At 41.5% G+C, this 23,576-nt stretch carries 25 protein-coding genes and 1 tRNA gene; 18 read left to right on the forward strand and 8 right to left on the reverse strand.

Annotated elements, in window-relative coordinates:
* The first annotated feature begins 82 nt into the window (after window positions 1-82).
* A tRNA-Asn gene (locus ABT997_RS08250) sits at window positions 83-156 on the forward strand.
* A 74-nt stretch (window positions 157-230) separates the two neighbouring features.
* On the opposite strand, the gene ABT997_RS08255 is transcribed toward ABT997_RS08250, so the two are convergent.
* Entirely contained in the window at window positions 231-1,580 is a 1,350-nt protein-coding gene (locus ABT997_RS08255; RefSeq protein WP_350019128.1) for an aspartate kinase, read from the reverse strand.
* Window positions 1,581-1,793: 213 nt separating this feature from the next.
* Here ABT997_RS08255 and ABT997_RS08260 point away from each other — a divergent pair, with 213 nt between their 5' ends.
* The 13 genes from ABT997_RS08260 (at window position 1,794) to ABT997_RS08320 (ending at window position 12,391) form a co-directional block, all read left to right on the forward strand.
* Entirely contained in the window at window positions 1,794-2,585 is a 792-nt protein-coding gene (locus ABT997_RS08260) for an enoyl-CoA hydratase (protein ID WP_129822877.1), read from the forward strand.
* A gap of 98 nt (window positions 2,586-2,683) precedes the next feature.
* Window positions 2,684-3,118 carry a fatty acid biosynthesis transcriptional regulator FabT gene (fabT, locus tag ABT997_RS08265; protein WP_042507432.1) on the forward strand — a complete coding sequence of 145 codons (435 nt, stop codon included), beginning with the start codon at window positions 2,684-2,686 and terminating at the stop codon, window positions 3,116-3,118.
* The gene (locus tag ABT997_RS08270) at window positions 3,118-4,092 is read left to right on the forward strand and encodes a beta-ketoacyl-ACP synthase III (RefSeq protein WP_350019129.1); all 975 of its coding nucleotides are present in this window, start codon (window positions 3,118-3,120) and stop codon (window positions 4,090-4,092) included. Before fabT ends, ABT997_RS08270 begins: the two co-directional genes overlap by 1 nt.
* A gap of 55 nt (window positions 4,093-4,147) precedes the next feature.
* Window positions 4,148-4,372, forward strand: coding sequence for an acyl carrier protein (locus ABT997_RS08275; RefSeq protein WP_003003892.1), 225 nt, complete (start codon window positions 4,148-4,150; stop codon window positions 4,370-4,372).
* Window positions 4,373-4,482: 110 nt separating this feature from the next.
* Complete coding sequence (gene fabK, locus ABT997_RS08280) at window positions 4,483-5,448, forward strand: enoyl-[acyl-carrier-protein] reductase FabK (protein WP_350019130.1); 966 nt, start codon at window positions 4,483-4,485, stop codon at window positions 5,446-5,448.
* A 24-nt stretch (window positions 5,449-5,472) separates the two neighbouring features.
* Window positions 5,473-6,393, forward strand: coding sequence for an ACP S-malonyltransferase (gene fabD, locus ABT997_RS08285; protein WP_350019131.1), 921 nt, complete (start codon window positions 5,473-5,475; stop codon window positions 6,391-6,393).
* A 12-nt stretch (window positions 6,394-6,405) separates the two neighbouring features.
* The gene (gene fabG, locus ABT997_RS08290; protein ID WP_006596905.1) at window positions 6,406-7,140 is read left to right on the forward strand and encodes a 3-oxoacyl-[acyl-carrier-protein] reductase; all 735 of its coding nucleotides are present in this window, start codon (window positions 6,406-6,408) and stop codon (window positions 7,138-7,140) included.
* 18 nt (window positions 7,141-7,158) lie between these two features.
* Window positions 7,159-8,391 (forward strand): beta-ketoacyl-ACP synthase II, encoded by a 1,233-nt coding sequence (gene fabF, locus ABT997_RS08295; protein WP_023022242.1) that lies wholly within the window; start codon window positions 7,159-7,161, stop codon window positions 8,389-8,391.
* Window position 8,392: 1 nt separating this feature from the next.
* On the forward strand, window positions 8,393-8,875 hold the full coding sequence (gene accB, locus ABT997_RS08300) for an acetyl-CoA carboxylase biotin carboxyl carrier protein (protein WP_350019132.1): 483 nt from the start codon (window positions 8,393-8,395) through the stop codon (window positions 8,873-8,875).
* Window positions 8,872-9,294, forward strand: coding sequence for a 3-hydroxyacyl-ACP dehydratase FabZ (gene fabZ / locus ABT997_RS08305; protein ID WP_006596902.1), 423 nt, complete (start codon window positions 8,872-8,874; stop codon window positions 9,292-9,294). Before accB ends, fabZ begins: the two co-directional genes overlap by 4 nt.
* 10 nt (window positions 9,295-9,304) lie before the next feature.
* Entirely contained in the window at window positions 9,305-10,672 is a 1,368-nt protein-coding gene (locus ABT997_RS08310) for an acetyl-CoA carboxylase biotin carboxylase subunit (RefSeq protein WP_350019133.1), read from the forward strand.
* 88 nt (window positions 10,673-10,760) lie between these two features.
* Entirely contained in the window at window positions 10,761-11,621 is an 861-nt protein-coding gene (accD, locus tag ABT997_RS08315; protein WP_350019134.1) for an acetyl-CoA carboxylase, carboxyltransferase subunit beta, read from the forward strand.
* A complete protein-coding gene (locus ABT997_RS08320) occupies window positions 11,621-12,391 on the forward strand; it encodes an acetyl-CoA carboxylase carboxyl transferase subunit alpha (RefSeq protein ID WP_350019135.1) in 771 nt (256 codons plus the stop codon). The genes accD and ABT997_RS08320 overlap by 1 nt, the downstream gene beginning before the upstream one ends.
* Before the next feature lie 45 nt (window positions 12,392-12,436).
* Here the strand turns inward: ABT997_RS08320 and serS are convergent, their stop codons facing one another.
* From serS to ABT997_RS08355, 7 genes are all read right to left on the reverse strand, one after another.
* A complete protein-coding gene (serS, locus tag ABT997_RS08325) occupies window positions 12,437-13,714 on the reverse strand; it encodes a serine--tRNA ligase (protein WP_350019136.1) in 1,278 nt (425 codons plus the stop codon).
* Between the two features lie 214 nt (window positions 13,715-13,928).
* A complete protein-coding gene (locus ABT997_RS08330) occupies window positions 13,929-14,300 on the reverse strand; it encodes a DUF956 family protein (protein WP_350019137.1) in 372 nt (123 codons plus the stop codon).
* Window positions 14,301-14,379: 79 nt separating this feature from the next.
* Window positions 14,380-15,291 (reverse strand): PTS system mannose/fructose/sorbose family transporter subunit IID, encoded by a 912-nt coding sequence (locus tag ABT997_RS08335; RefSeq protein ID WP_009732289.1) that lies wholly within the window; start codon window positions 15,289-15,291, stop codon window positions 14,380-14,382.
* Window positions 15,292-15,309: 18 nt separating this feature from the next.
* Window positions 15,310-16,113, reverse strand: coding sequence for a mannose/fructose/sorbose family PTS transporter subunit IIC (locus ABT997_RS08340; RefSeq protein ID WP_156677092.1), 804 nt, complete (start codon window positions 16,111-16,113; stop codon window positions 15,310-15,312).
* Window positions 16,114-16,140: 27 nt separating this feature from the next.
* On the reverse strand, window positions 16,141-17,130 hold the full coding sequence (locus ABT997_RS08345) for a PTS sugar transporter subunit IIB (protein ID WP_350019138.1): 990 nt from the start codon (window positions 17,128-17,130) through the stop codon (window positions 16,141-16,143).
* Window positions 17,131-17,472: 342 nt separating this feature from the next.
* Complete coding sequence (gene adhP / locus ABT997_RS08350; RefSeq protein ID WP_350019139.1) at window positions 17,473-18,495, reverse strand: alcohol dehydrogenase AdhP; 1,023 nt, start codon at window positions 18,493-18,495, stop codon at window positions 17,473-17,475.
* 278 nt (window positions 18,496-18,773) lie between these two features.
* Window positions 18,774-19,586, reverse strand: coding sequence for a Cof-type HAD-IIB family hydrolase (locus tag ABT997_RS08355; RefSeq protein WP_350019140.1), 813 nt, complete (start codon window positions 19,584-19,586; stop codon window positions 18,774-18,776).
* 264 nt (window positions 19,587-19,850) lie between these two features.
* Here ABT997_RS08355 and ABT997_RS08360 point away from each other — a divergent pair, with 264 nt between their 5' ends.
* From ABT997_RS08360 to lytR, 4 genes are all read left to right on the forward strand, one after another.
* Entirely contained in the window at window positions 19,851-21,272 is a 1,422-nt protein-coding gene (locus ABT997_RS08360; RefSeq protein ID WP_154854892.1) for an NCS2 family permease, read from the forward strand.
* Between the two features lie 123 nt (window positions 21,273-21,395).
* Window positions 21,396-21,845, forward strand: a complete 450-nt coding sequence (gene tsaE / locus ABT997_RS08365) for a tRNA (adenosine(37)-N6)-threonylcarbamoyltransferase complex ATPase subunit type 1 TsaE (RefSeq protein ID WP_350019141.1) — start codon at window positions 21,396-21,398, stop codon at window positions 21,843-21,845.
* A 2-nt stretch (window positions 21,846-21,847) separates the two neighbouring features.
* The gene (locus ABT997_RS08370; RefSeq protein ID WP_233332370.1) at window positions 21,848-22,381 is read left to right on the forward strand and encodes a GNAT family N-acetyltransferase; all 534 of its coding nucleotides are present in this window, start codon (window positions 21,848-21,850) and stop codon (window positions 22,379-22,381) included.
* Window positions 22,378-23,547, forward strand: a complete 1,170-nt coding sequence (gene lytR / locus ABT997_RS08375; RefSeq protein ID WP_006596888.1) for a glycopolymer--peptidoglycan transferase LytR — start codon at window positions 22,378-22,380, stop codon at window positions 23,545-23,547. Before ABT997_RS08370 ends, lytR begins: the two co-directional genes overlap by 4 nt.
* Window positions 23,548-23,576 lie beyond the last annotated feature (29 nt).

A 23,576-nucleotide genomic window follows, 5' to 3' on the forward strand; every position in this document is an offset into this window, starting at 1 on the left:
CCGAACACAGAAGTTAAGCCCTAGAACGCCGGAAGTAGTTGGGGGTTGCCCCCTGTGAGATATGGTAGTCGCTTAGCTTTTTTCCGCCATAGCTCAGTTGGTAGTAGCGCATGACTGTTAATCATGATGTCGTAGGTTCGAGTCCTACTGGCGGAGTCAGTACCCGAAAGGGTTTTTTATTTTCTTTTTATAAATACATTAAAAAAAAGGTTCTTTCGAACCTTTTTTTCTTAGTTAAAGAAAACATTGTATAGAGCTTTAATAGCCTGTTTTTCTTGTTCTTGATTGACTACAAACATGATGGAAACTTCGCTGGATCCTTGAGAAATCATTTGGATATTAATGTTGTTTTCTGATAAAGCCTTTGTAGCTGTTGCTGTTACACCAATTTGATTTTTCATATTCTCTCCTACTATCATGATAATGGAAAGATCATGCTCAATTTCGGCATAGTCCACCTGTAAATCTTGGATTAAATGTTTTAAAATTTCTTGTTCCTTAATTGGGGTTAATTCTTTTGACCGAAGAATGACTGATAGGTCGTCAATTCCTGTTGGCATGTGATCCCAACTAATATTCAAATCTTCTAAAATTTGTAATAATTTTCTACCAAAACCGACTTCTCTATTCATCAGGTATTTGGTGGTATTAATGCTGACAAATCCTGAGTCTCCTGCAATTCCAACAACTTTTACATTCTCATTGGTATGGTTCAGCACAATCTTGGTACCTGGATGTTTTGGATTGTTGGTATTCTTAATCACCATTGGAATTTTTCCACGATATGCAGGAACAAGTGCTTCATCATGGAGGACACTAAAGCCAGCATAGGCTAATTCCCGCATCTCTTTATAGGTTAGTTCAGGAATAGAGTGTGGGTGTTTAATAATCCCTGGGTGAGCTGCAAAAATACCATCGACGTCCGTAAAGTTTTCGTAGAGATCTGCTTTAACTCCGGCTGCAATAATTGATCCTGTAATATCAGAACCACCTCTTGAAAAAGTACATACTTGGTCTTCTTTAGTAATTCCAAAGAATCCAGGGATCACTAAAATTTCATTATGGTTTCTGAGTTCTTCAATCTTATCGTAACTAGAAGGCAGAATGCGAGCATTACAAGGTTCACTTGTTACAAAGATACCTGCATCTTTTGGATGGATATATTTTGCTTCTAAACCTTTTTTTACAAAGTAAGCTGCAATTAGTTTCGCATTGTTGTTTTCTCCAGCTGCTAAGAAGGTATCATATAAGAAGGTGTTATCGGATTTGGGAAGTGTTGCAAGGGACATGATATCTCTAGCAATTTCTTCGATAATTTCCTCGTTTAAGTCTAACTCCTCTGTAATAGAACGATAGCGATTAATAATCCATTCTTGACTTTGACTAGTATCTTTTCCGTTGGTATATTCTTTATAATACTTGATAAGGGCATCGGTAACTTTTGTGTCTTCAGCATTGCGTTTCCCCGGAGCAGAAACGACCACGTATTGACGGGTTTCATCTTCTTTAACAATATTGAATACTTTTTCTAGCTGGGTAGCAGATGCTAACGAACTACCACCAAATTTAACTACTTTCATGTGGACTCCTTTACAAAACTTACTTTAAATTATACCAAAGATAAGGCTTGGTTACAATCTAAAACAGCACTGCAATCAAGCAAGTCTTTCGGCTGAGACACTTTGTTATGAAAATGTAATTTACTTCTCAAAGTAGTTGTGCTAAAATAATATAAAAATAAATAAGTTCAACTATCAAACAATTTGAACAGCTAATTAGTAAAGAGGTGGCTTATGGTGTTCGAAACGATTATATATTCTGTTGAAGAGGATCTCGCATCTATTATTTTAAATAGACCTGAGGTTTCAAATGGTTTTAACATTCCAATGTGTCAGGAAATCCTTGAAGCATTAGAATTAGCTGAGAAGAATCCAGATATTCGTTTTATTCTATTTAAAGCAGTCGGTAAGGTTTTTTCGGTTGGTGGTGATTTAGCAGAGATGAAGCGGGCTGTCGATGCCGATGATATCGATTCGTTAACGCAAATTGCGGAATTGGTTAATCAAATCTCTAAAAAAATGAAGCAACTTCCAAAACCTGTGATTATGGTAGCAGATGGTGCGGTTGCAGGAGCAACTGCTAATATGGCAGTAGCAGCAGATTTTTGTATTGCTTCTGATAAATCCAAGTTTATTCAAGCCTTTGTTGGAGTAGGTTTAGCTCCTGATGCTGGTGGTCTTTTCCTTTTAGGAAGAGCCATTGGTTTGAGTAGAGCAACTCAGTTAGCGATGACCGGTGAACCATTAGGTGCTGAAAAGGCTCTGGAATATGGCGTTGTGTATAAGGTTTCTGAAGTAGATAAATTAGACAAGACTGTTAACCAACTTCTCATGAAGTTAAGACGTAGCTCAGACAATTCTTTTGCTGCGATTAAAGAGTTGGCCTGGTCTAGCATGCTGACTGACTGGGATCGCTATGCTGAAATTGAGTTGAGATTGCAAAGAAATCTATCTTTAAAAGAAGATTTTAAAGAGGGAGTTATTGCCTATTCAGAGCGTCGACGTCCAAAATTTATAGGAAAATAAAAACGTAAAATTTTTATGTTTTTGTTGTTGAGACTTGCTATTTGGTTTGAATTTTGATAAAATTCGATTATCAAAGTAATGAATAGGGGGTGTGGTTTTTGAATTTTCAACTAGTCAATGATTACCTTACATCCATTTTTAACAACGTTTTAGTCATCGAAGAAACTAGTTTACGTAGCAGTCGATTTAATGATGTTTCTATTAAGGAAATGCACACAATAGATGTCATCGGCTCAACACCAAACGCAACTCCAAGTGATATTTCGCGTTCGTTAATGGTAACGTTAGGTACAGTCACAACCAGTTTAAATAACCTTGAACGAAAAGGTTATATTGAACGAACCAGATCTGAAGTTGATCGTCGGGTTGTCCATTTGAGTTTGACCAAAAGAGGAAAACTCTTGTATCGGCTTCACCAACAATTTCACAAGCGGATGGTTAATCAGATTATAGATGGGATGTCTCCAGATGAACGGAAAGTGATGCAAAAAGGGTTGCAGAACCTTTATCGTTTCTTGGAGGATTTGAAATAATGACTTTTGCAAAAATTAGTCAGGCAGCCCATTATGCGCCAAGCCAAGTGATTTCCAATCAGGATCTTTCTGAACGGATGGATACCAGTGATGAGTGGATTGCTAGTCGGACAGGAATTCGGAAGCGTCATATTTCTCAATCAGAATCAACCAGCGATTTAGCTACGGAAGTGGCTCGTCGCTTGCTTGAAAAAAGTGGTTTACAAGCGAATCAGTTGGATTTTATCTTTGTTGCTACGATTTCACCGGATTCCATGATGCCATCTACAGCTGCTCGTGTTCAAGCTAAAATTGGTGCCTCTAAAGCCTTTGTTTTTGATTTGACCGCTGCTTGTAGTGGATTTGTATTTGCGCTTGCGACTGCTGAAAAGTATATTCGCTCTGGCCAGTACAAACGAGGAATCGTTATCGGAAGTGAAACCTTATCGAAAGTGATCGATTGGGAAGATCGGACAACAGCAGTCTTATTTGGGGATGGTGCTGGCGGTGTTTTATTGGAAGCTTCCGAGCAACAAACTTTTTTAGCAGAAAGTCTGTTTTCAGACGGTTCCCGTGGAGAAGTTCTTCAATCATCATCTGTTGGTTTATCTTCACCATATTCTGATAAGGAAGAAGATAAAAAATATTTGTCAATGGATGGGAGAGCAGTCTTTGATTTTGCCATTCGGGATGTGGCTAAGAGTATTAAAAATACGTTAGCAGATGCTCCAGTGCCTGTTGAAGAGATTGATTTTTTTCTTCTGCACCAAGCAAATGACCGTATCTTAGATAAAATGGCTAAGAAAATCGGGGTTGATCGGGAAAAACTTCCTGCAAACATGATGGAATATGGTAACACGAGTGCCGCAAGTATTCCAATTTTATTATCGGAGTGTGTCGACCAAGGACTGATCAAATTGGATGGAAGTCAAACAATTCTTCTGTCTGGATTTGGTGGAGGTTTGACATGGGGCTCACTTCTTGTTACAATCTAGTTAAACATGTGGTAACACATTTTAAAAATTTTTTATTATTTTAAGGAGGCCAATCATGGCAGTATTTGAAAAAGTACAAGAAATTATCGTTGAAGAACTTGGTAAAGAACCATCAGAAGTAACACTTGAGTCTACTTTTGAAGATCTTGAAGCTGATTCATTGGATTTGTTCCAAGTGATTTCAGAAATTGAAGATGCATTCGACATTCAAATTGAAACTGAAGAAGGATTGTCTACTGTAGGTGACCTTGTTGCTTACGTAGAAGAAAAAACTAAATAATAATGGATGAGAGTATCGAAAGATATTCTCTCTTGTTTAGGTAATAGTTTGACGCTCAAAGCAAAGAACCGCTTTCAAACTATTACTTAAGCGAAAATGAGGAAGGTACTATGCAAACACGAATTACAGAATTATTAAACATTAAATATCCAATTTTCCAAGGTGGTATGGCTTGGGTAGCAGATGGAGATCTTGCTGGATCTGTATCCAATGCAGGTGGTCTTGGGATCATCGGTGGAGGAAATGCACCTAAAGAAGTTGTCAAAGCGAATATTGATCGTGTCAAATCCATTACTGACAAACCTTTTGGAGTGAATATCATGCTCCTCTCTCCTTTTGCAGATGACATTGTTGACTTGGTTATCGAAGAAGGGGTTAAAGTTGTTACCACTGGTGCAGGGAATCCTGGGAAATATATGGATCGTTTCCACGAAGCTGGCATTACCGTTATTCCAGTTGTACCTTCAGTAGCTTTAGCAAAACGGATGGAAAAACTAGGTGCGGATGCTGTGATTGCTGAAGGAATGGAAGCAGGTGGGCATATTGGTAAATTGACTACCATGACCCTGGTTCGTCAAGTGGTCGAAGCTGTTTCTATTCCCGTTATTGGTGCTGGTGGTGTGGCTGATGGTGCTGGAGCAGCTGCAGTCTTCATGCTTGGAGCAGCTGCTGTTCAAGTGGGAACACGATTTGTCGTAGCTAAAGAATCAAATGCTCACCAAAACTTTAAGAATAAAATCTTGAAAGCTAAAGACATTGATACAGTAGTGTCTGCGTCAGTTGTTGGCCATCCAGTTCGTGCGATTAAGAATAAATTGGCTTCTGCCTATAACCAAGCGGAAAAAGATTTCTTGGCAGGTAAGAAGACTCAAGAAGAAATTGAAGAATTAGGAGCAGGTGCTCTTCGCAATGCTGTTGTGGACGGAGACGTTGATAACGGATCTGTGATGGCAGGACAAATTGCAGGTCTCGTAGGTAAAGAAGAAACCTGTGCTGAAATCTTGGAAGATATCTATTTTGGAGCTGCTAAGGTCATTCAGAAAGAAGCAGCTCGCTGGGCAGATGTCAAATTCTAACAAGTAAAGGAAAGGAAGAGGACAGTGACAAAACGTGCTTTCTTATTTGCTGGTCAAGGTGCCCAAAAATTGGGGATGGCTAGTGACTTGTATGCAACTTATCCGATTGTTAAGGAGACATTTGATACTGCAAGTCAGATTTTGGGCTATGATTTACGAGAATTGATTGATTCTGATGAAGACAAGCTCAATCAAACACGCTTTACCCAACCGGCTATTTTGACAACTTCAGTAGCTATTTATCGTCTATTAGCAGAAAAGGGCATGACACCGGATATTGTTGCCGGTCTTTCTCTAGGAGAATATTCTGCTTTGGTTGCTGCAGGTGCTCTTTCTTTTGAAGAAGCAGTCGCTTTGGTAGCCAAGCGGGGTGAATTTATGGAAACAGCTGCGCCTGCTGGAAGCGGGAAGATGGTAGCTGTCATGAATACTGATCCTGCCTTGATTGAAGAAATCTGTCAACAGGCTTCTGAAAAGGGAGTTGTAACACCAGCTAACTACAATACTCCTGCCCAAATTGTGATTGGTGGAGAGGTTGAAGCTGTGGATTATGCAGTTGAACTCTTACAAGAAGCAGGGGCAAAACGGTTGATTCCTCTAAATGTCTCTGGTCCTTTCCATACGGTCTTACTTGCTTCTGCTAGTGAAAAACTAGCGACTGAACTTGAAAAAGTTACTTTTAAGGACTTTAGCTTGCCTTTGGTTGGGAATACAGAAGCAAAGATCATGAAATCAGACGAAATCAAAGCTTTATTAGCTCGCCAGGTGATGGAGCCTGTTCGTTTCTATGATTCGATTGCAACGATTCAAGAGTTTGGAGTAGATGAAGTGATTGAAATTGGTCCAGGTAAGGTCTTGACTGGTTTCTTGAAAAAAATTGATAAAACTCTTCCAACGAAAAATGTTGAGGATCAAGCAAGCCTTGATGCCTTACTGAACGAATAAGATGAGGTGACTATGGAACTGAAGAATAAAAATGTATTTGTTACTGGCTCAAGTCGAGGCATTGGATTGGCTATTGCACATAAATTTGCGTCAAAAGGTGCCAACATTGTCTTAAATAGTCGTGGAGAGCTCCCTGCAGGTCTAGTGGATGAATTTGCCTCATACGGTGTGAAGGTAGTTGGCGTTACTGGGGATGTATCCCAAGCTACGGAAGCGAAACGAATGGTCGCGGAAGCGATTGAAGCACTTGGCTCAGTAGACATCCTTGTTAACAATGCTGGGATTACCAATGATAAGCTCATGTTAAAATTGACGGAAGAAGATTTTGAGCAAGTCTTGAAGGTGAATTTGACTGGTGCTTTTAATATGACACAATCAGTCTTAAAGCCGATGACCAAGGCGCGTGAAGGTGCTATCATTAACATGTCGAGTGTTGTCGGTCTAACCGGAAATGTTGGACAAGCTAACTATGCAGCCTCAAAAGCTGGTTTGATTGGTTTTTCTAAATCGGTAGCGCGTGAAGTAGCTGGTAGAAATGTCCGAGTCAATGTCATTGCGCCGGGCTTCATTGAGTCTGATATGACAGAAGGACTTCCGGAAAAAATTAAAGAAATGTCTCTCGCTCAAATTCCAATGAAACGATTTGGAAATACAGAAGAAGTAGCAGATGTTGCAGTCTTTCTTGCGACTCAAGAATATCTAACAGGGCAAGTCATCGCAATTGATGGTGGCTTAACCATGCAATAAAAAGAGGTAGGTTTTGAAATGAAATTAAATCGTGTTGTTGTAACAGGCTATGGCTTGACATCTCCAATCGGAAACACTCCAGAAGAATTTTGGAATAGCTTAAAAGAAGGAAAGATTGGAATTGGTCCGATTACAAAATTTGACCACAGTGACTTTGCTGTTCATAATGCAGCTGAAATCCAAGATTTCCCATTTGATAAGTACTTTATCAAGAAAGATACAAACCGCTTTGACAACTATTCTTTGTATGCCTTGTATGCCGCTCAAGAAGCTGTGAATCATGCAGGTTTAGATGTAGAAGCTATTGACAAAGATCGTTTTGGTGTCATTGTTGCTTCTGGTATTGGTGGTATTAAAGAAATCGAAGATCAAGTGATTCGTTTGCATGAAAAAGGACCAAAACGTGTCAAACCAATGACCCTTCCAAAAGCTTTGCCAAATATGGCATCTGGTAATGTTGCGATGCGTTTTGGAGCTAATGGAATTTGTAAATCTATCAACACTGCTTGTGCCTCTTCCAATGATGCGATTGGAGATGCTTTCCGCGCTATTAAGTTTGGTTTCCAAGATTTGATGTTGGTTGGTGGTTCTGAAGCTTCTATTACACCATTTGCAATCGCCGGTTTCCAAGCCCTGACAGCTCTTTCAACAACAGAAGATCCAACTCGTGCTTCTATTCCATTTGATAAAGATCGGAATGGATTTGTAATGGGTGAAGGATCAGGAATGTTGGTTCTTGAAAGTTTGGAACACGCTGAAAAACGTGGTGCAACCATTCTTGCTGAAGTCGTGGGCTACGGAAATACTTGTGATGCTTACCATATGACTTCTCCACATCCAGAAGGTCAAGGTGCTATTAAAGCAATGAAGTTGGCTTTAGATGAGGCAGAAATTGAACCAGCTCAAGTTGATTATGTCAACGCTCATGGTACCTCTACTCCAGCAAATGAAAAAGGAGAAAGTGGTGCAATCGTTTCTGTATTTGGTACAGAAGTTCCAGTATCTTCTACAAAATCATTTACAGGTCACCTCTTGGGAGCTGCAGGGGCTGTAGAAGCTATTGCGACAATTGAAGCAATTCGCCATCAATATGTTCCAAAAACTGCTGGAACACAAGAGTTATCAGATTATATTGAAGCCAATGTCATCTTTGGTGAAGGGCAAGAACGTCCAATTTCCTATGCTATTTCCAATACATTTGGATTTGGAGGACACAATGCTGTCTTAGCCTTTAAACGTTGGGAGGGATAAAGTGAATATTCAAGAGATTAAAGACCTAATGAGTCAATTTGACCAATCTAGTCTTCGTGAATTTAGCTATCAAAATGCAACGGATGTGCTATCATTTAGTAAAAATACTGGCAGTGTAGCTAGCTCGCAACCTGCTACGCCAGCTCCTGTAGTTCAGGAAGTGGCGCCCGCTGTTGAAAGCCCTGTTGTTCTCGCAGAAGAACCAGCTGCTCCGTCAGCTCCAGAAGTTGCTCCAACAGTAGCAGCAGAAGGGGAAGTGGTTGAAAGTCCTCTTGTTGGTGTAGCTTATTTAGCTTCAGGTCCTGATAAACCAGCTTTTGTTCAGGTTGGAGATAGCGTTTCAAAAGGCCAAACCCTATTGATTATTGAAGCGATGAAGGTTATGAACGAAGTTCCTGCACCAAAGGATGGAATTGTCACTGAAATCCTTGTTTCAAATGAAGAAATGGTTGAGTTTGGGAAAGGATTGGTACGGATTAAATGATCGATATTCAAGCTATTAAAGAAGCTCTTCCGCATCGCTATCCGATGTTGTTGGTGGATCGCGTCCTTGAAACAAGTGAGGATACGATTGTAGCCATTAAGAATGTGACGATCAATGAGCCCTTCTTTAATGGGCACTTTCCAAGCTACCCAGTAATGCCAGGTGTCCTCATTATGGAAGCCTTGGCACAAACTGCCGGTGTCTTAGAATTATCCAAACCAGAAAATAAAGGGAAATTAGTCTTTTATGCTGGAATGGATAAGGTTAAATTTAAAAAACAAGTCGTTCCGGGAGATCAGCTCGTGATGACGGCTACCTTTGTCAAGCGTCGTGGTTCGATTGCGGTCGTGGAAGCAAAAGCGGAAGTCGATGGGAAATTAGCTGCTAGCGGGACCCTAACATTTGCAATTGGTAACTAGGGAGGTTTCTATGTTCCGAAAAATTTTAATCGCGAATCGTGGTGAAATTGCGGTCCGGATTATTCGAGCTGCTCGTGAATTAGGAATTGAAACAGTCGCTGTCTATTCAACGGCTGATAAAGAAGCCTTGCATACCTTACTAGCGGATGAAGCAGTTTGTATTGGGCCTGCCAAGTCAACCGAGTCTTATTTGAACATGAATGCTGTTTTATCTGCAGCTGTTTTGACTGGATCAGAAGCTATTCACCCAGGATTTGGATTTTTGAGTGAAAATTCGAAGTTTGCCACCATGTGTGAGGAAGTCGGCATTAAGTTTATCGGACCATCAGGATCTGTCATGGATATGATGGGTGATAAAATTAATGCCCGAGCACAAATGATCAAAGCAGGCGTGCCTGTTATTCCAGGATCAGATGGAGAAGTTCATACAGCTGAAGAAGCCTTGGAAGTTGCCGATCGGATTGGCTATCCTGTCATGCTGAAGGCATCAGCTGGAGGTGGCGGTAAAGGGATCCGTAAAGTAGAACGGGCAGAAGACCTAGTTCCAGCTTTTGAATCTGCTTCGACAGAAGCTAAGGCGGCCTTTGGCAATGGAGCTATGTACCTTGAACGTGTCATCTACCCAGCTCGTCATATTGAGGTTCAAATCCTGGCTGACCAATTTGGACATGTGGTTCATTTGGGTGAACGGGATTGTTCCCTTCAAAGAAACAACCAAAAAGTCCTCGAAGAATCTCCGTCCGTAGCAATCGGTAAGACGATTCGAGATCAAATTGGCTCTGCAGCCGTCCGCGCAGCCGAATCTGTTGGCTATGAAAATGCTGGGACAATCGAGTTTCTTTACGATGAAGGAAAAGGCGAATTTTACTTCATGGAGATGAATACTCGGGTTCAAGTTGAGCATCCCGTGACAGAATTTGTCACAGGAATTGATATCGTGAAAGAGCAAATTAAGATTGCTGCTGGACAAGAATTGTCTGTTCGTCAAGAAGATATTCAAATTTCTGGTCATGCTATTGAATGCCGGATCAATGCGGAAAATCCTGCCTTTAACTTTGCACCAAGCCCAGGAAAGATCACCAATCTCTACCTTCCAAGTGGAGGAGTTGGCTTGCGCGTGGATTCTGCTGTCTACCCAGGCTATACGATTCCACCTTACTACGATAGTATGATTGCCAAAATCATTGTCCATGGAGAGAATCGTTTTGATGCTTTGATGAAGATGCAACGCGCCCTCTATGAGTTGGAAATTGACGGTGTAATGACCAACAGTGATTTCCAATTGGATTTGATTTCAGATTCGAATGTGATTGCTGGTGATTACGATACCGCCTTCCTGATGGAAAAATTTTTACCAAATTATCAGAAAAATCAATAAACATTGAACTTTGTAAATGTGAGATTCATTTTCACAAGGAATGAACGCGCACAATTACAAAGTTCTTTTACCAAGTAAGGAGAAGTTGATGGCTTTATTTTCTAAAAAAGATAAGTACATTCGAATTAATCCCAATCGGTCGGCCATTGAAGCACCTCAGCCGAAACCAGAAGTTCCAGATGAGTTGTTTTCTCAGTGTCCGGGCTGTAAACATACGATTTACCAAAAGGATCTAGGAAGTGAACGTCTATGTCCTAAGTGTGGTTATACCTTCCGTATTTCTGCGGTAGAGCGACTTCAATTAACGATTGATCCAGGAAGCTTTATTGAACTGTTTACGGGTATTGAGACCAAGGACCCGCTTAGGTTTCCAAACTACAAGAAGAAATTGGCGACTGTCCGTGAATTGACAGGACTTGATGAGGCTGTTTTAACAGGAACTGCAAAGATTGGGGGCCATCAAGTGGCTCTTGGTATTATGGATTCCAATTTTATCATGGCTTCTATGGGCTCTGTGGTCGGTGAAAAGATTACACGACTATTTGAATTGGCGACAGAAGAAAAGCTCCCAGTCGTGCTCTTTACAGCTTCTGGTGGTGCTCGAATGCAAGAAGGAATCGTCAGTTTGATGCAGATGGCTAAAATCTCTGCAGCTGTTCAAAGACACTCAAAAGCAGGCTTGTTTTATCTGACTGTTCTAACAGACCCAACAACAGGAGGGGTAACGGCATCATTCGCAATGGAAGGGGATATCATCATTGCGGAGAGTCAAGCCCTTGTGGGATTTGCAGGTCGACGAGTGATCGAGTCTACCGTAAGAGAACAGTTGCCGGATAATTTCCAAAAGGCTGAATTTTTGCAGGAGCATGGCTTTGTGGATGTGATTGTCCAACGTAGTGAGATGCGTTCAACAATCGCAGACTTGTTAGCCTTTCATGGAGGGAAGTAATGACAAGAATAACACAAATTATTAAAGAAGCTCGTGACCAAGGACGTTTGACAGCTCTCGATTATGCTCATGGAATTTTTGATAACTTTATCGAATTACATGGCGATCGGAATTTCCGAGATGACGGTGCAGTCATTGGTGGAATTGGTTGGCTAGGAGATCAAGCGGTAACGGTTGTCGGGATTCAAAAAGGAAAGAATCTTCAGGACAATCTTAGTCGAAACTTTGGTCAACCCCATCCAGAAGGATATCGAAAAGCCTTGCGCTTGATGAAACAGGCGGAGAAGTTTGGTCGTCCAGTAGTAACCTTCATCAATACCGCAGGTGCTTATCCGGGTGTTGGTGCTGAAGAACGGGGACAAGGTGAGGCTATTGCCCGTAACCTCATGAAAATGAGTGACTTAAAAGTTCCGATAATCGCGATTATTATCGGAGAAGGGGGATCAGGTGGTGCCTTAGCTCTTGGTGTTGCAGATAAGGTCTGGATGTTGGAGAACTCCATCTATGCCGTCTTGAGTCCAGAAGGATTTGCTTCTATTCTATGGAAAGATGGAAGCCGTGCCATGGAAGCTGCTGAATTGATGAAGATTACTTCGCATGAGTTGTTAAATATGGATATTGTGGACAAGGTGATTCCCGAGCATGGTTTTTCTAATGGCGAATTACTAGCTCAAGTGAAGAAGGAAATCCAAGCAGAATTGAAGGAGCTACAAGACTTATCTCTCGAAGATCTGCTAGAGCAACGTTACCAACGTTTTCGTAAATATTAAAAAAACTGAGCTTGCAGATGCAAGACTCAGTTTTTTTTTGAGTTTTTATTTTGGTGAGATAACTTCAGCGCCTCCCATGTATGGACGAAGAACTTCTGGGATGGTTACAGAACCATCTTCATTTTGATAGTTTTCAAGAATAGCAGCGACGGTACGTCCGACAGCCAATCCAGAACCGTTCAAGGTGTGAAGGAGTTTCACCTTGCCATCTGCTTCATCACGGTAACGGATTTGGGCACGACGGGCTTGGAAATCTTCTGTATTGGAACAGCTTGAGATTTCACGGTAAGTATTTTGTGCAGGGATCCATACTTCCAAGTCATAGGTCTTAGAAGCTGAGAAGCCCATATCTCCTGTTGAGAGAGCTACCACACGGTATGGAAGATTAAGTTTTTGAAGGATGTTTTCAGCATTGGCTGTCATTTTCTCCAATTCTTCATATGACTCTTCAGGTTTAGCAAATTTAACCATTTCAACCTTGTGGAATTGGTGCAAACGAATCAAGCCACGTGTATCACGACCAGCAGAACCAGCTTCTGAACGGAAAGATGGGCTCATGGCTGTAAAGTAGATTGGTAGATCTTTGCCATCGATGATTTCATCACGGTAGTAGTTGGTCAGCGGAACTTCAGCTGTAGGAATGAGGACGTAGTTCGTATCTTTCAATTCAAACGTATCTTCTTTGAATTTTGGATATTGACCAGTACCAAACATAGAATCGTGGTTAACCATGTAAGGAGTGATAACTTCGGTGTAGCCTTCCTTACCATGCTCATCTAGCATAAAGTTGTAGATGGCACGTTCTAAGCGAGCTCCGAGGCCTTTATAGAAGAGGAAACGAGCTCCAGTGACTTTTCCACCACGTTCCCAGTCAAGGATGTCTAAGTCCTCACCAAGGTCCCAGTGAGCTTTTGGTTCGAAGTCAAACTCGCGAGGAGTTCCCCAACGGCGAACTTCTACGTTATCGTCTTCGTCAGCCCCAATAGGCACGCTATCAGCCGGGATATTTGGAAGGGTTGTAGTAAATTCTGTCAATTTGGCATCGATTTCAGCCAATTCTGCATCCAATGCTTTGACTTCTGCAGAGAGAGTTTGCATGGCAGCAATCTTGTCGTCGGCATTTTCCTTGTTGCGTTTGGCTTGAGCGATTTCAGCAGAGACTGTGTTCCGCTCAGCCTTGAGGCTTTCTACTTTGACCAAGATGTCACGACGCTTTGCATCGATCTCTTTCATTTCGTTCAAAATGGCCGCATCAACACCGCGTGTCGCTAATTTTTCAGCAACTGTATCAAAGTCTGTACGAATTCGTTTAATATCTAACATAGCTTCTCCTTTAACAAAAAACACACCTGTTACAGTGTTGGAGTGGCAGGGCCACGGTTCCATCCAACTTCACAGGTGTGCACTTGATTTGATCTTCAATTTTTTGATAAACGGTAGAATTTCAATTAGGTCCTTTATCTGCTCACAGCAACCGCAGACTTTCTGAAAGAAGGAGATAACCTACTTATCCGTTGTTATGATTATACTAAAGTTTCTATTTTTTTGCAAATAGATTTTTTATTTTCCGACCGATGGTTTGGATCAAGGTCGGTAGCTTGACAATTTTGTCATTACCTAAATGTTCTCGTGCAATTTTTAAGATTTTACCCGAGTCTTTAGAAGCAAAGAGGAACTTTGATTCTTTGGTATAGATTTCAAAATGGCGGCTAATTTTACGTCCGGAGACATTGGCTCCAATCTGGTCGATTTCTTTCCAGGGAATTTGGACGTAGTCTTCAACATTGGCATCCGCATAAAATTCAAAAGCCACATCTCCAACTAATATTTTTCCAACCTTCCCTCCAACACCTAGATAAGAGACACCAGTGGTGTGGAATTCAACGGTTTTATTCTGCGATTGTGCCATGTGAACCTCCTGTAACAATGTTCATTTCATTATACCATAATAAAAAGAAGGCCGAAACCTTCTTTTTTTGATCTTTGTTTTACATCAAGCCTGCAACGTGTGCTAAGACACCAATTACAAAGAGGGCGATGATGATAGTGATTGGAGACACTTTCTTCTTAAGCAACCACATACAAGCAAAAGTAAGAAGCAATCCCATCAAACCAGGAATCAATGAATCCAAGTTTTGTTGGAAAGTTGTAACTTTTTCAGGTGTTTGAGATAGGCCTGAACCAACTTGTGCGAAGGCTTCTTGGATACCCTTGTATCCTTCAGGAAGTTTATCCCAGTGGATATAAGCTTTGTCGTCTAGCTTAACAGAAGAAACATTGAAGACGAATTTAATAGAAACCCAACGTTCTACCAAGACAGCGAGGATAAACATACCAAGGATAGATGCCCCTTTTGTGATATCTTGCAAGATACCGCCTGACATATCTTTAGTAATTTCAGAACCTGCTTTGTATCCAAGTTCTTGGGTGTACCACAAGAAGGACATACGAATCGCATTCCATGCAATAAAGAAGATGAGTGGGCCAAGGATGTTACCTGTCAAGGCAAGAGAGGCACCAAGAGCTCCAAGGATTGGACGAACTGTAAACCAGAAGACAGGATCTCCGATACCCGCCAAAGGTCCCATCATACCAATCTTAACCCCTTGGATAGCGGCATCATCAATGGCAGCGCCATTTGCTTTTTCTTCTTCAAGGGCAAGAGTTACCCCGATGATTGGAGCAGCTACGTATGGGTGAGTGTTGAAGAACTCCATGTGACGCTCAAGAGCAGCCGCTTGGTCTTCTTTCTTCGTGTAAAGTTTTTTGATAGCTGGGATCAATGAGTAAGCCCAACCCAAGTTTTGCATCCGTTCATAGTTCCAAGAACCTTGCAAGAAGGTTGAACGCCACCAAACTTTTTGACGATCTGATTTAGATAATTGTAATTTTTCAGTCATGATAGTGTCACACCTTTCTTAATAGTCTTCGAGGATATCGCCGATTGGATCGTTAGAAGTAGCGACTCCGCCACCTCCATTGCCACCTTTCTTAGAAAGAGAAAGGTAGATCAAGGCAAGAGCAACACCAATCGCTCCAAGGGCAATCAAAGTCAATTGGCTAACGGCTGCAAGAGCAAAACCAATCGCAAAGAATGGCCATACTTCACGGCTTGCCATCATGTTGATAACCATGGCATAACCAACGGCAACGACCATACCACCACCGATTTGCATACCATCTGACAACCAAGCAGGCATTGCTTCGAGAGCCCCCTTAACAGTTTCAGCAGGGATCATCAACAAGAGGGCTGCAGGAATAGCGATACGAAGTCCTTGAAGAAGAAGGGCAACAAAGTGAGCACGTTCTACGCCTTTGAAATCACCTTTTTTAGCAGCAGCATCAGCAGTGTGGACCAAACCTACGGAGAGGGTACGGACGATCATGGTCAAGAAAAGACCAGCAACTGCAAGTGGAATAGCCACACCTTGAGCTACAGCGATTCCTTTTGCACTAAAATCACCACCAAGAACCAAGATAATCGCAGCAGCGACAGATGCAAGAGCAGCATCGGGTGCAACGGCAGCTCCAATGTTTGCCCAGCCTAGTGCAAGTAATTGAAGTGAACCACCAAGCATAACACCGGCAGTCAAGTTACCTGTTACCAAACCGATTAAGGTACAAGCAACAAGTGGTTGGTGGAATTGAAATTGGTCAAGGATACCTTCAAGACCTGCTAAGAAGGCAACAACGACCACTAATACCATAGAAATAATAGACATGTTTAAAATCCTTTCGTAAGTAATCGATTATTGAACGTTGGCTTTGTTAATTAAGTCAAACAAATCTTTCTTAGAGTCATTTGGCACTTTACGGACATCAAATTCTACTCCAAGATCACGCATTTTTTCGAATGTAGCCACATCCTCTTTGTCCATTGACAACACATTGTTGACCATGGTTTTACCAGTTGAGTGAGCCATTGATCCAACGTTCAAGGTTTTAATCGGAACACCACCCTCGATGGCACGAAGGGCATCTTGAGGTGTTTCAAATAAGATCAAAGCATGTGTTTCACCAAAGCGTGGATCTTTTGCAACCTCGATCAATTTTTGAATTGGGACAACGTTTGCTTTCACACCATTTGGTGCCGCTTGCTTGATCAACTCTTTACGGAGTTCATCTTTAGCAACTGAGTCTGAAGCAACGATAATTCGATCTGCTTTTGAATCTGGAGTCCAAGCAGTAGCGACTTGTCCATGAAGCAGACGAGTATCTAAGCGAGCAAGGTTGATCTTGAGCTTACCATCTCCGATCACCGTTCCTTCTGGAATAGCAGCTTGGGCAACAGGAGCAGCGGAAGCAGTGCTTGCTTCTTCGACTGGATTCAATTCTTCTGGAAGAGCTTTGATTCCGTCTTTAGATTCTTTGATGATGTTTGCAGCGACTTTATCAACGCCGGCATTTGCATCCATCAAACGCTCTGTATAAGCTTGAATCAACATTGGAAGGTTTAATCCTGTGATGATTGCAAATTTGCGATCTGGATTTTCTCCCATGACACGACTCGCTTGGTTAAATGGAGAACCACTCCAAAGGTCAGCCAAAACCAAGATTTCATCTTCTGCATCAAATGCGGCAACAGCAGCATTGAACTTAGCGTAGAGGTCATCTGGTCCTTCGCTTGGCATGAACGTAACCACTTGAACTTTCTCTTGATCCCCAAAGATCATCGAGCCGGATTGGTGGATCCCAGCAGCAAATTCACCGTGGCTAGCAATAATGATACCAATACTCATTATTGACATTCCTCCTTATAAAATTTGTTTGACTTTCAGTTTAAGAAAACTTTAAGCATTCTTTATTATAAAACGTTTTCACGAAAAAGTCAATGATACCACCTTTTTCCCTAGTAGAATCAAGCAGGAAGGGTCTCTTTTGTTTTTTGAAAAAGAGTGAAAATATCTGAAAAAGCGAACATTAAGTAAGAAAATTTGAATTTATTGAAGAGATTTTAGACATTTATTTCCTGAATGATTGTCAAAAACAGTAAAAAATCCTTATTATAAAATTAAGGTGTGATTAGACGGAGCAGATAAAAAAGGTTAGTCCAGGAGGGCTAACCTTGAAGGAAAATATTCTTAATGTGTGAAATCTAGTACCATACGTCCTTGAATGGTTCCAGCTTCCATTTCGTCAAAGACTTTGACAGCATCTTCTACTGGACGTTTTTGAACGACTGGCACTACCAAACCTTCTGCACCAAATTGGAAGGCTTCTTCCAAGTCTTTACGAGTTCCTACTAGAGAACCGATAACTTGGATACCATCTAATACAGTTTTCACAATGCTGAGATCCATCATTTCTGAAGGAAGTCCGACTGCGACAACGCGACCACCCGCACGAACAGAATCAACAGCTTGGTTGAAGGCTACTTTAGAAACAGCGGTTACGACAGCAGAGTGAGCACCACCATTTGTTTTTTCTTTGATGAGGCCTGGGACATCTTCTACTTCACGACCGTTGATAACAAAGTCTGCGCCAACTTCTTTCGCTAATTCAAGTTTGTCGTTGTTGATATCGACAGCGATGACATGAGCGTTGAAGACTTTTTTGGCATATTGAACAGCCAAGTTTCCTAGTCCTCCAGCTCCGTAGATGACAACCCATTGTCCTGGTTCAGCTTTGCCTTCTTTAATGGCTTTGTAAGTTGTAACCCCGGCACATGTAATAGAAGAAGCTTGTGCTGGATCTAATCCTTCTGGTACTTTCACTGCGTAATCTGCAGTAACGATACATTGTTCAGCCATTCCTCCATCAACAGAGTAACCAGCATTTTTTACAGTACGGCAAAGAGTTTCACGACCAGTTGTACAGTATTCACAAGTTCCACATCCTTCGAAGAACCAAGCAACACTAACGCGGTCACCAACTTTTAAGCTTGTCACATCTGGAGCAAGTTCTTTAACAATTCCGATTCCTTCATGTCCAAGAACACGGCCTGGGACTTTACCGAAGTCTCCGTGAGCAACGTGCAAGTCCGTGTGGCAGACACCACAGTACTCAATTTGAACAAGTGCTTCACCTGTTTCCAATGGACGCATATCCTTGTTTGCAACGATTTCAACACCAGTACCTTCTGGATTTACAACAACAGCTTTCATAGTTTTCCTCCTCAAGAGCTTAGTTGAATTAGAGACGGTAATAAAACGAGAAGTAGAATCACTTGAGTCATTATCGTATGAAACGAGCTAGGCCCCTTTTTTATTTTTATTATGTTAATTTTATCACAAACTTTGTCGATTGGCAAACGCTTACACAGAGAATTTTCTGAAAGTAAACTTAACCAGTTAAATTATTTTCAGAAAAGGTCCCGTATGTTTGAGAAAACAAAAAGCTTGAATTCTTTCTTGTAAAAGGTGATTCAAGCAATTCTCTTTATTTATAGGAGGAGTTTTTCTAATTGACGAGCAACGCCGTCCTGATCATTTGTATACTCGGTTTGTTTATCGGCATAGGGGAGGAGGATAGGATTGGCGTTTTTCATTGCATAACCAGTTCCTGCAAAAGCTAACATGTCTGTATCGTTTTGTTCGTCTCCAAAGGCAATCAGATCTTTCCGATCAAGTCCGTAAGTCTCGAGGAGATAGTTAAGGGCAAAGGCCTTATTGACCCCTTTTGGAGCGCACTCCAGAATGTTGAGGGGTCCACCCCAGCTATTGATTTCTAGCTCGTTATGGTAGTAATCACGCATTTCTTCGGCTAAAGCATACTTATCTTCAGCGCGTGTTTGAAAGAGGATGGCATTCGGATTTTCGGTAACTTTACGAGCTTCGAATTTTGTTTTGGAGGAGATTTTTGAAACCCCAAATAAGGCGGGATCAATAGTATGGTGGTAGGTATGGGTGACATAGAACTTATTGCGATACTCTCCTGCAATAAAGTCCGCTTGGATGTCATTTTCTCTCTCGACCATATCGAGGAGGTATTTTTTATCAAGGGTCATGGATAGTTCTTTCGACCATTTTTTATTTGGAATATGAGTGAGAGCGCCATTAAAGTTAATCATGGGACTTTCCAATCCCAATTCCTTATAGATATGATCTGCCATTCGATAGGGACGCCCAGTTGTAATAATGACCTGGTGGCCTTGTTCACTGACTTTTTGGATAGTTTCAATCGTATAGGATGATAATTTACTCTCAGAATTTAATAAGGTGCCATCTAAATCGACAGCGATTAGTTTCTTATTCATAGGAAGAATCCTTTCATTTGTATGGTTTTTCGAACTCTAAATAAGGAATGTTTTATAGAGTATAGAGCACCATATTTTTAGACGAATGCTACCATTATACCAGATAAACCGGAAAATTTCAGTCTTTCGAATAGAAGATAATATGACACGAAAGATTGTCCAGATGAATCTCTTGTAAAAGTGAATAATATTTGATAAAATATTGGTATTGTTCGTGATTGAATCGCGAGCAGATTTATTTTTTTTAAGGAGTTTATTGGAAAAATGGATAAGTTTTTCAAACTATCTGAACACGGAACGACGGTTCGTACAGAGGTATTAGCTGGTTTAACGACCTTCTTTGCCATGTCTTATATCTTGTTTGTAAACCCTCAAATGCTTTCCCAAACAGGAATGCCTGCTCAAGGAGTATTTCTAGCAACCATTATTGGTTCAGTCGTTGGGACTCTCATGATGGCTTTCTATGCGAATCTGCCTTATGCCCAAGCACCAGGAATGGGCTTGAATGCTTTCTTTACCTTTACAGTGGTATTTGGGATGGGCTATTCTTGGAAAGAAGCCTTGGGAATGGTCTTTATTTGTGGATTGATTTCCTTGATTATCACATTAACTAATGTTCGGAAAATGATTATTGAGTCCATTCCAAATGCTTTGCGTTCAGCTATTTCAGCTGGTATCGGAATTTTCTTGGCCTATGTCGGCATTAAAAATGCTGGTTTGTTGAAGTTTTCGATTGATCCGCATACCTATACGGTGGCAGGAGAAGGGGCTGACAAAGCGAATGCAGCGATTACAGCAAATTCTGCAGCGGTCCCAGGACTTGTTAGTTTCAATAGTCCGACAGTCCTCCTTGCCTTGGCTGGCTTAGCCATTACTGTTTTCTTTGTCATCAAGGGCATTAAAGGAGGAATTATCCTTTCTATCCTTACGACAACAATCCTTGGTATTGTATTTGGCATTGTTGATCTTTCAACGATTGACTTTGGTAGTACCCATCTTGGAGCAGCTGTCAACGATCTTGGGAAAATTTTTGGAGCTGCACTTGGTTCAGAAGGATTAGGTTCCTTGATTACCAATACTTCTCGTCTTCCTGAAACCTTGATGGCCATCCTCGCTTTCTCATTGACAGATATCTTTGATACGATTGGTACCTTGATTGGAACTGGTGAAAAAGTTGGTATTGTTGCCACAAATGGTGAAAATCACCAATCTGCTAAATTGGATAAGGCCCTTTATTCAGACCTTGTAGCGACATCTGTTGGTGCCATTGCAGGTACTTCAAATGTGACGACTTATGTTGAGTCAGCTGCGGGTATCGGAGCTGGTGGACGGACTGGTCTGACAGCCCTTGTAGTAGCCCTCTGTTTTGCAGTGTCAAGTATCTTTAGTCCTCTTCTTGCCATCGTACCAACTGCAGCGACAGCACCGATATTAATCATCGTTGGGATCATGATGTTAAGTAGCTTGAAAAACATCCATTGGGATGATATGGCAGAAGCTGTACCAGCCTTCTTTACCTCTATCTTTATGGGATTCAGCTATTCCATCACAAATGGGATTGCAGCAGGTTTTATTACCTATACAGTAACCAAATTGGTCAAAGGTGAAGCCAAAGAAGTTCACAGTATGATTTGGATTTTAGATGCCTTGTTTATCTTGAACTTTATCAGTATGGCCTTGCATTAGAATGAACATAGAGGAAAGCTTGGACAAAAAGTCCAAGCTTTTTTTGATTGTCTCATGTGAGGCAGGAGGTTGATCGACTAAAAATAGTGGGCAATAATCAATTATTTTTGGTATAATGGAGGAATGAAAAGTCAAAATGAACAAGAGTTGATGTCCCTTGGAAAACAGTTGGGTCAACGATTAGAAAAACAGGATGTCGTGATTCTGACGGGAAATCTGGGGGCAGGGAAAACAACCTTTACAAAAGGCCTTGCTCAAGGGTTGGATATTCGTCAGATGATCAAAAGTCCCACTTATACTATCGTGAGAGAATATGAAGGTCGCTTACCCTTGTATCACCTGGATGTTTATCGTATTGGAGATGATCCAGATTCGATTGATTTGGATGACTTTTTATTTGGTGAAGGGGTGACCGTTATTGAGTGGGGAGAATTGCTAGAGACCAGTCTTCCTGCTGGATATTTAAAGGTTGAACTGCTCAAGGATGGCGACGGACGTGAGATACGCTTGTCAGCTGTCGGTGAACGTGCAGAACAATTAAAGGAGTCATTTCTGACTTCTGTAGGAGCTTGAAGATGGAACAGGTATTGGATCTCTTTTTAAAAGAGGCTGAGGCTTCGGATGCAGGGCGTTTACTCGACTTTTTTAAAGCTGTAGCAACTGAATCTGAGTTCATGACCTTGGCTCCAGAAGGGCTTGGGATGACCAAGCAAGAGTTGGAAATATTTGCTGAAACGCAAGCACAAACAGACAATCAATTATGTCTCTTATTATACTTGGGTGAGGATCTGGTAGGTGTCTTAAATATTGCAGCGGATCAAAACAGAGCCTTGCGCCATATTGGAGATGTCTTTATCGTTGTTCGGAAGGCCTATTGGAATAAAGGCTTGGGTCGTATTCTTCTAGAAGAAGGAATCGCATGGGCAGAAGGTACCAACCTCCTTCGGAAGTTAGACCTCAGTGTCCAAGTTCGAAATGAACGGGCCATCCATCTCTACCAAACGCTAGGATTTGAAATTGAAGGTCTCCGCAAGAGAGGCGTATACAAGGAAGGGGAATATCTGGATGTTTACCTAATGGGCAAACTGATAGATGGACAGAATCAATGATTAAAAAAATTCTATTAATGTTTTTTAGTTTGTTAGCTGTAACGACAATCGGGCTTGGAGCCTATGGGCTGACCATCCTCAATCAGTCAACAAACACGTTGAGTAAGACCTTTAAAGGCATTGGCGATGAAAATAATGTCATTGCAGAAAACAAACCGATGACCATCTTGCTCATGGGGGTTGATACAGGGTCAGGTTCACGAGAGGATCAGTGGGTAGGAAACAGTGATACCATGATTCTGGTGACGGTGAATCCACAGACGCGTGAAACAACGATTATGAGTTTGGAACGGGATATCTTGACCAATATCACGAAGGATGGAGAAACTGTCCAAGCGAAGCTGAATGCGGCTTATGCTCAAGGTGGGGCAGAGTTGGCCATTGAAACCATCCAAGATTTGATGAATATTCATATTGACCGTTATGCGATGATCAATATGAAAGGTCTCGTCCAACTGGTTGATAAGGTCGGTGGTATCACGGTAAACAATCCATTTGATTTTGATATTTCAATCGAAGAAAATGAACCGGAATACACAGCGAAAATTCCACCTGGTCGTCAAGAGATTGATGGAGAGCAAGCCTTGGTATATTCACGGATGCGTTATCAAGATCCAGAAGGAGACTATGGCCGTCAAAAACGACAACGGGAAGTTATCGAAAAGATCATCAAGAAAGTATTGACTCTGGACGGTTTGAGCAACTATCAAGGAATTATTGAAGCGGTTAGTGATAATATGCAGACCAATATCTCCTTGGATACGAATAGCTTGATGCAGTTGATGGGTTATCGAGATGCCTTGAAGAACATCCGTATGGAACAGTTGAAAGGGGAAGATGCCACCCTAGCGGATGGCGGAAGTTACCAAATCGTTACTTCAGAGCACCTGCTGAAGATGCAGAATATCTTGCGTAAAAGTTTGGGCTTATCACCTTTAAGCAAGCTCAAAACAAGTGCCGTTCTATTGGATGGCGACGAAACTGGGGGAGCTTCTTCATCAGAAAGTGGCGAAAGTCCAGTAGAGGCGAGCCAGGATACAGGCGGAGGCTATTATGATCCTTCCTATGCTCCAGAGACTTCTGTAAGCTCAGAAGCAGTGACACCCTATCAACCGACAGTGACACCTTATACGGATACAACGGTAGCTGGTGCTGGAGGAAACTAAAGTCAAATACTTCTATAAATAAAAAGGTT

Source organism: Streptococcus australis, assembly GCF_040226615.1.
Lineage (GTDB): Bacteria > Bacillota > Bacilli > Lactobacillales > Streptococcaceae > Streptococcus > Streptococcus australis_E.

Coding starts and splice junctions, on each gene's coding strand:
- serS (WP_350019136.1), bottom strand. CDS start 13,714: ATGTTAGATATTAAACGAATTCGTACAGACTTTGATACAGTTGCTGAA.
- adhP (WP_350019139.1), bottom strand. CDS start 18,495: ATGAAAGCTGTTGTTGTAAATCCAGAAGGTACTGGTGTTGAAATCGTT.
- ABT997_RS08260 (WP_129822877.1), top strand. CDS start 1,794: ATGGTGTTCGAAACGATTATATATTCTGTTGAAGAGGATCTCGCATCT.
- ABT997_RS08320 (WP_350019135.1), top strand. CDS start 11,621: ATGACAAGAATAACACAAATTATTAAAGAAGCTCGTGACCAAGGACGT.
- ABT997_RS08275 (WP_003003892.1), top strand. CDS start 4,148: ATGGCAGTATTTGAAAAAGTACAAGAAATTATCGTTGAAGAACTTGGT.
- ABT997_RS08270 (WP_350019129.1), top strand. CDS start 3,118: ATGACTTTTGCAAAAATTAGTCAGGCAGCCCATTATGCGCCAAGCCAA.
- ABT997_RS08340 (WP_156677092.1), bottom strand. CDS start 16,113: ATGTCTATTATTTCTATGGTATTAGTGGTCGTTGTTGCCTTCTTAGCA.
- accD (WP_350019134.1), top strand. CDS start 10,761: ATGGCTTTATTTTCTAAAAAAGATAAGTACATTCGAATTAATCCCAAT.
- ABT997_RS08310 (WP_350019133.1), top strand. CDS start 9,305: ATGTTCCGAAAAATTTTAATCGCGAATCGTGGTGAAATTGCGGTCCGG.
- ABT997_RS08335 (WP_009732289.1), bottom strand. CDS start 15,291: ATGACTGAAAAATTACAATTATCTAAATCAGATCGTCAAAAAGTTTGG.
- ABT997_RS08360 (WP_154854892.1), top strand. CDS start 19,851: ATGGATAAGTTTTTCAAACTATCTGAACACGGAACGACGGTTCGTACA.
- lytR (WP_006596888.1), top strand. CDS start 22,378: ATGATTAAAAAAATTCTATTAATGTTTTTTAGTTTGTTAGCTGTAACG.
- ABT997_RS08345 (WP_350019138.1), bottom strand. CDS start 17,130: ATGAGTATTGGTATCATTATTGCTAGCCACGGTGAATTTGCTGCTGGG.
- ABT997_RS08330 (WP_350019137.1), bottom strand. CDS start 14,300: ATGGCACAATCGCAGAATAAAACCGTTGAATTCCACACCACTGGTGTC.
- ABT997_RS08255 (WP_350019128.1), bottom strand. CDS start 1,580: ATGAAAGTAGTTAAATTTGGTGGTAGTTCGTTAGCATCTGCTACCCAG.
- fabK (WP_350019130.1), top strand. CDS start 4,483: ATGCAAACACGAATTACAGAATTATTAAACATTAAATATCCAATTTTC.
- ABT997_RS08355 (WP_350019140.1), bottom strand. CDS start 19,586: ATGAATAAGAAACTAATCGCTGTCGATTTAGATGGCACCTTATTAAAT.
- tsaE (WP_350019141.1), top strand. CDS start 21,396: ATGAAAAGTCAAAATGAACAAGAGTTGATGTCCCTTGGAAAACAGTTG.
- fabG (WP_006596905.1), top strand. CDS start 6,406: ATGGAACTGAAGAATAAAAATGTATTTGTTACTGGCTCAAGTCGAGGC.
- ABT997_RS08370 (WP_233332370.1), top strand. CDS start 21,848: ATGGAACAGGTATTGGATCTCTTTTTAAAAGAGGCTGAGGCTTCGGAT.
- fabF (WP_023022242.1), top strand. CDS start 7,159: ATGAAATTAAATCGTGTTGTTGTAACAGGCTATGGCTTGACATCTCCA.
- fabZ (WP_006596902.1), top strand. CDS start 8,872: ATGATCGATATTCAAGCTATTAAAGAAGCTCTTCCGCATCGCTATCCG.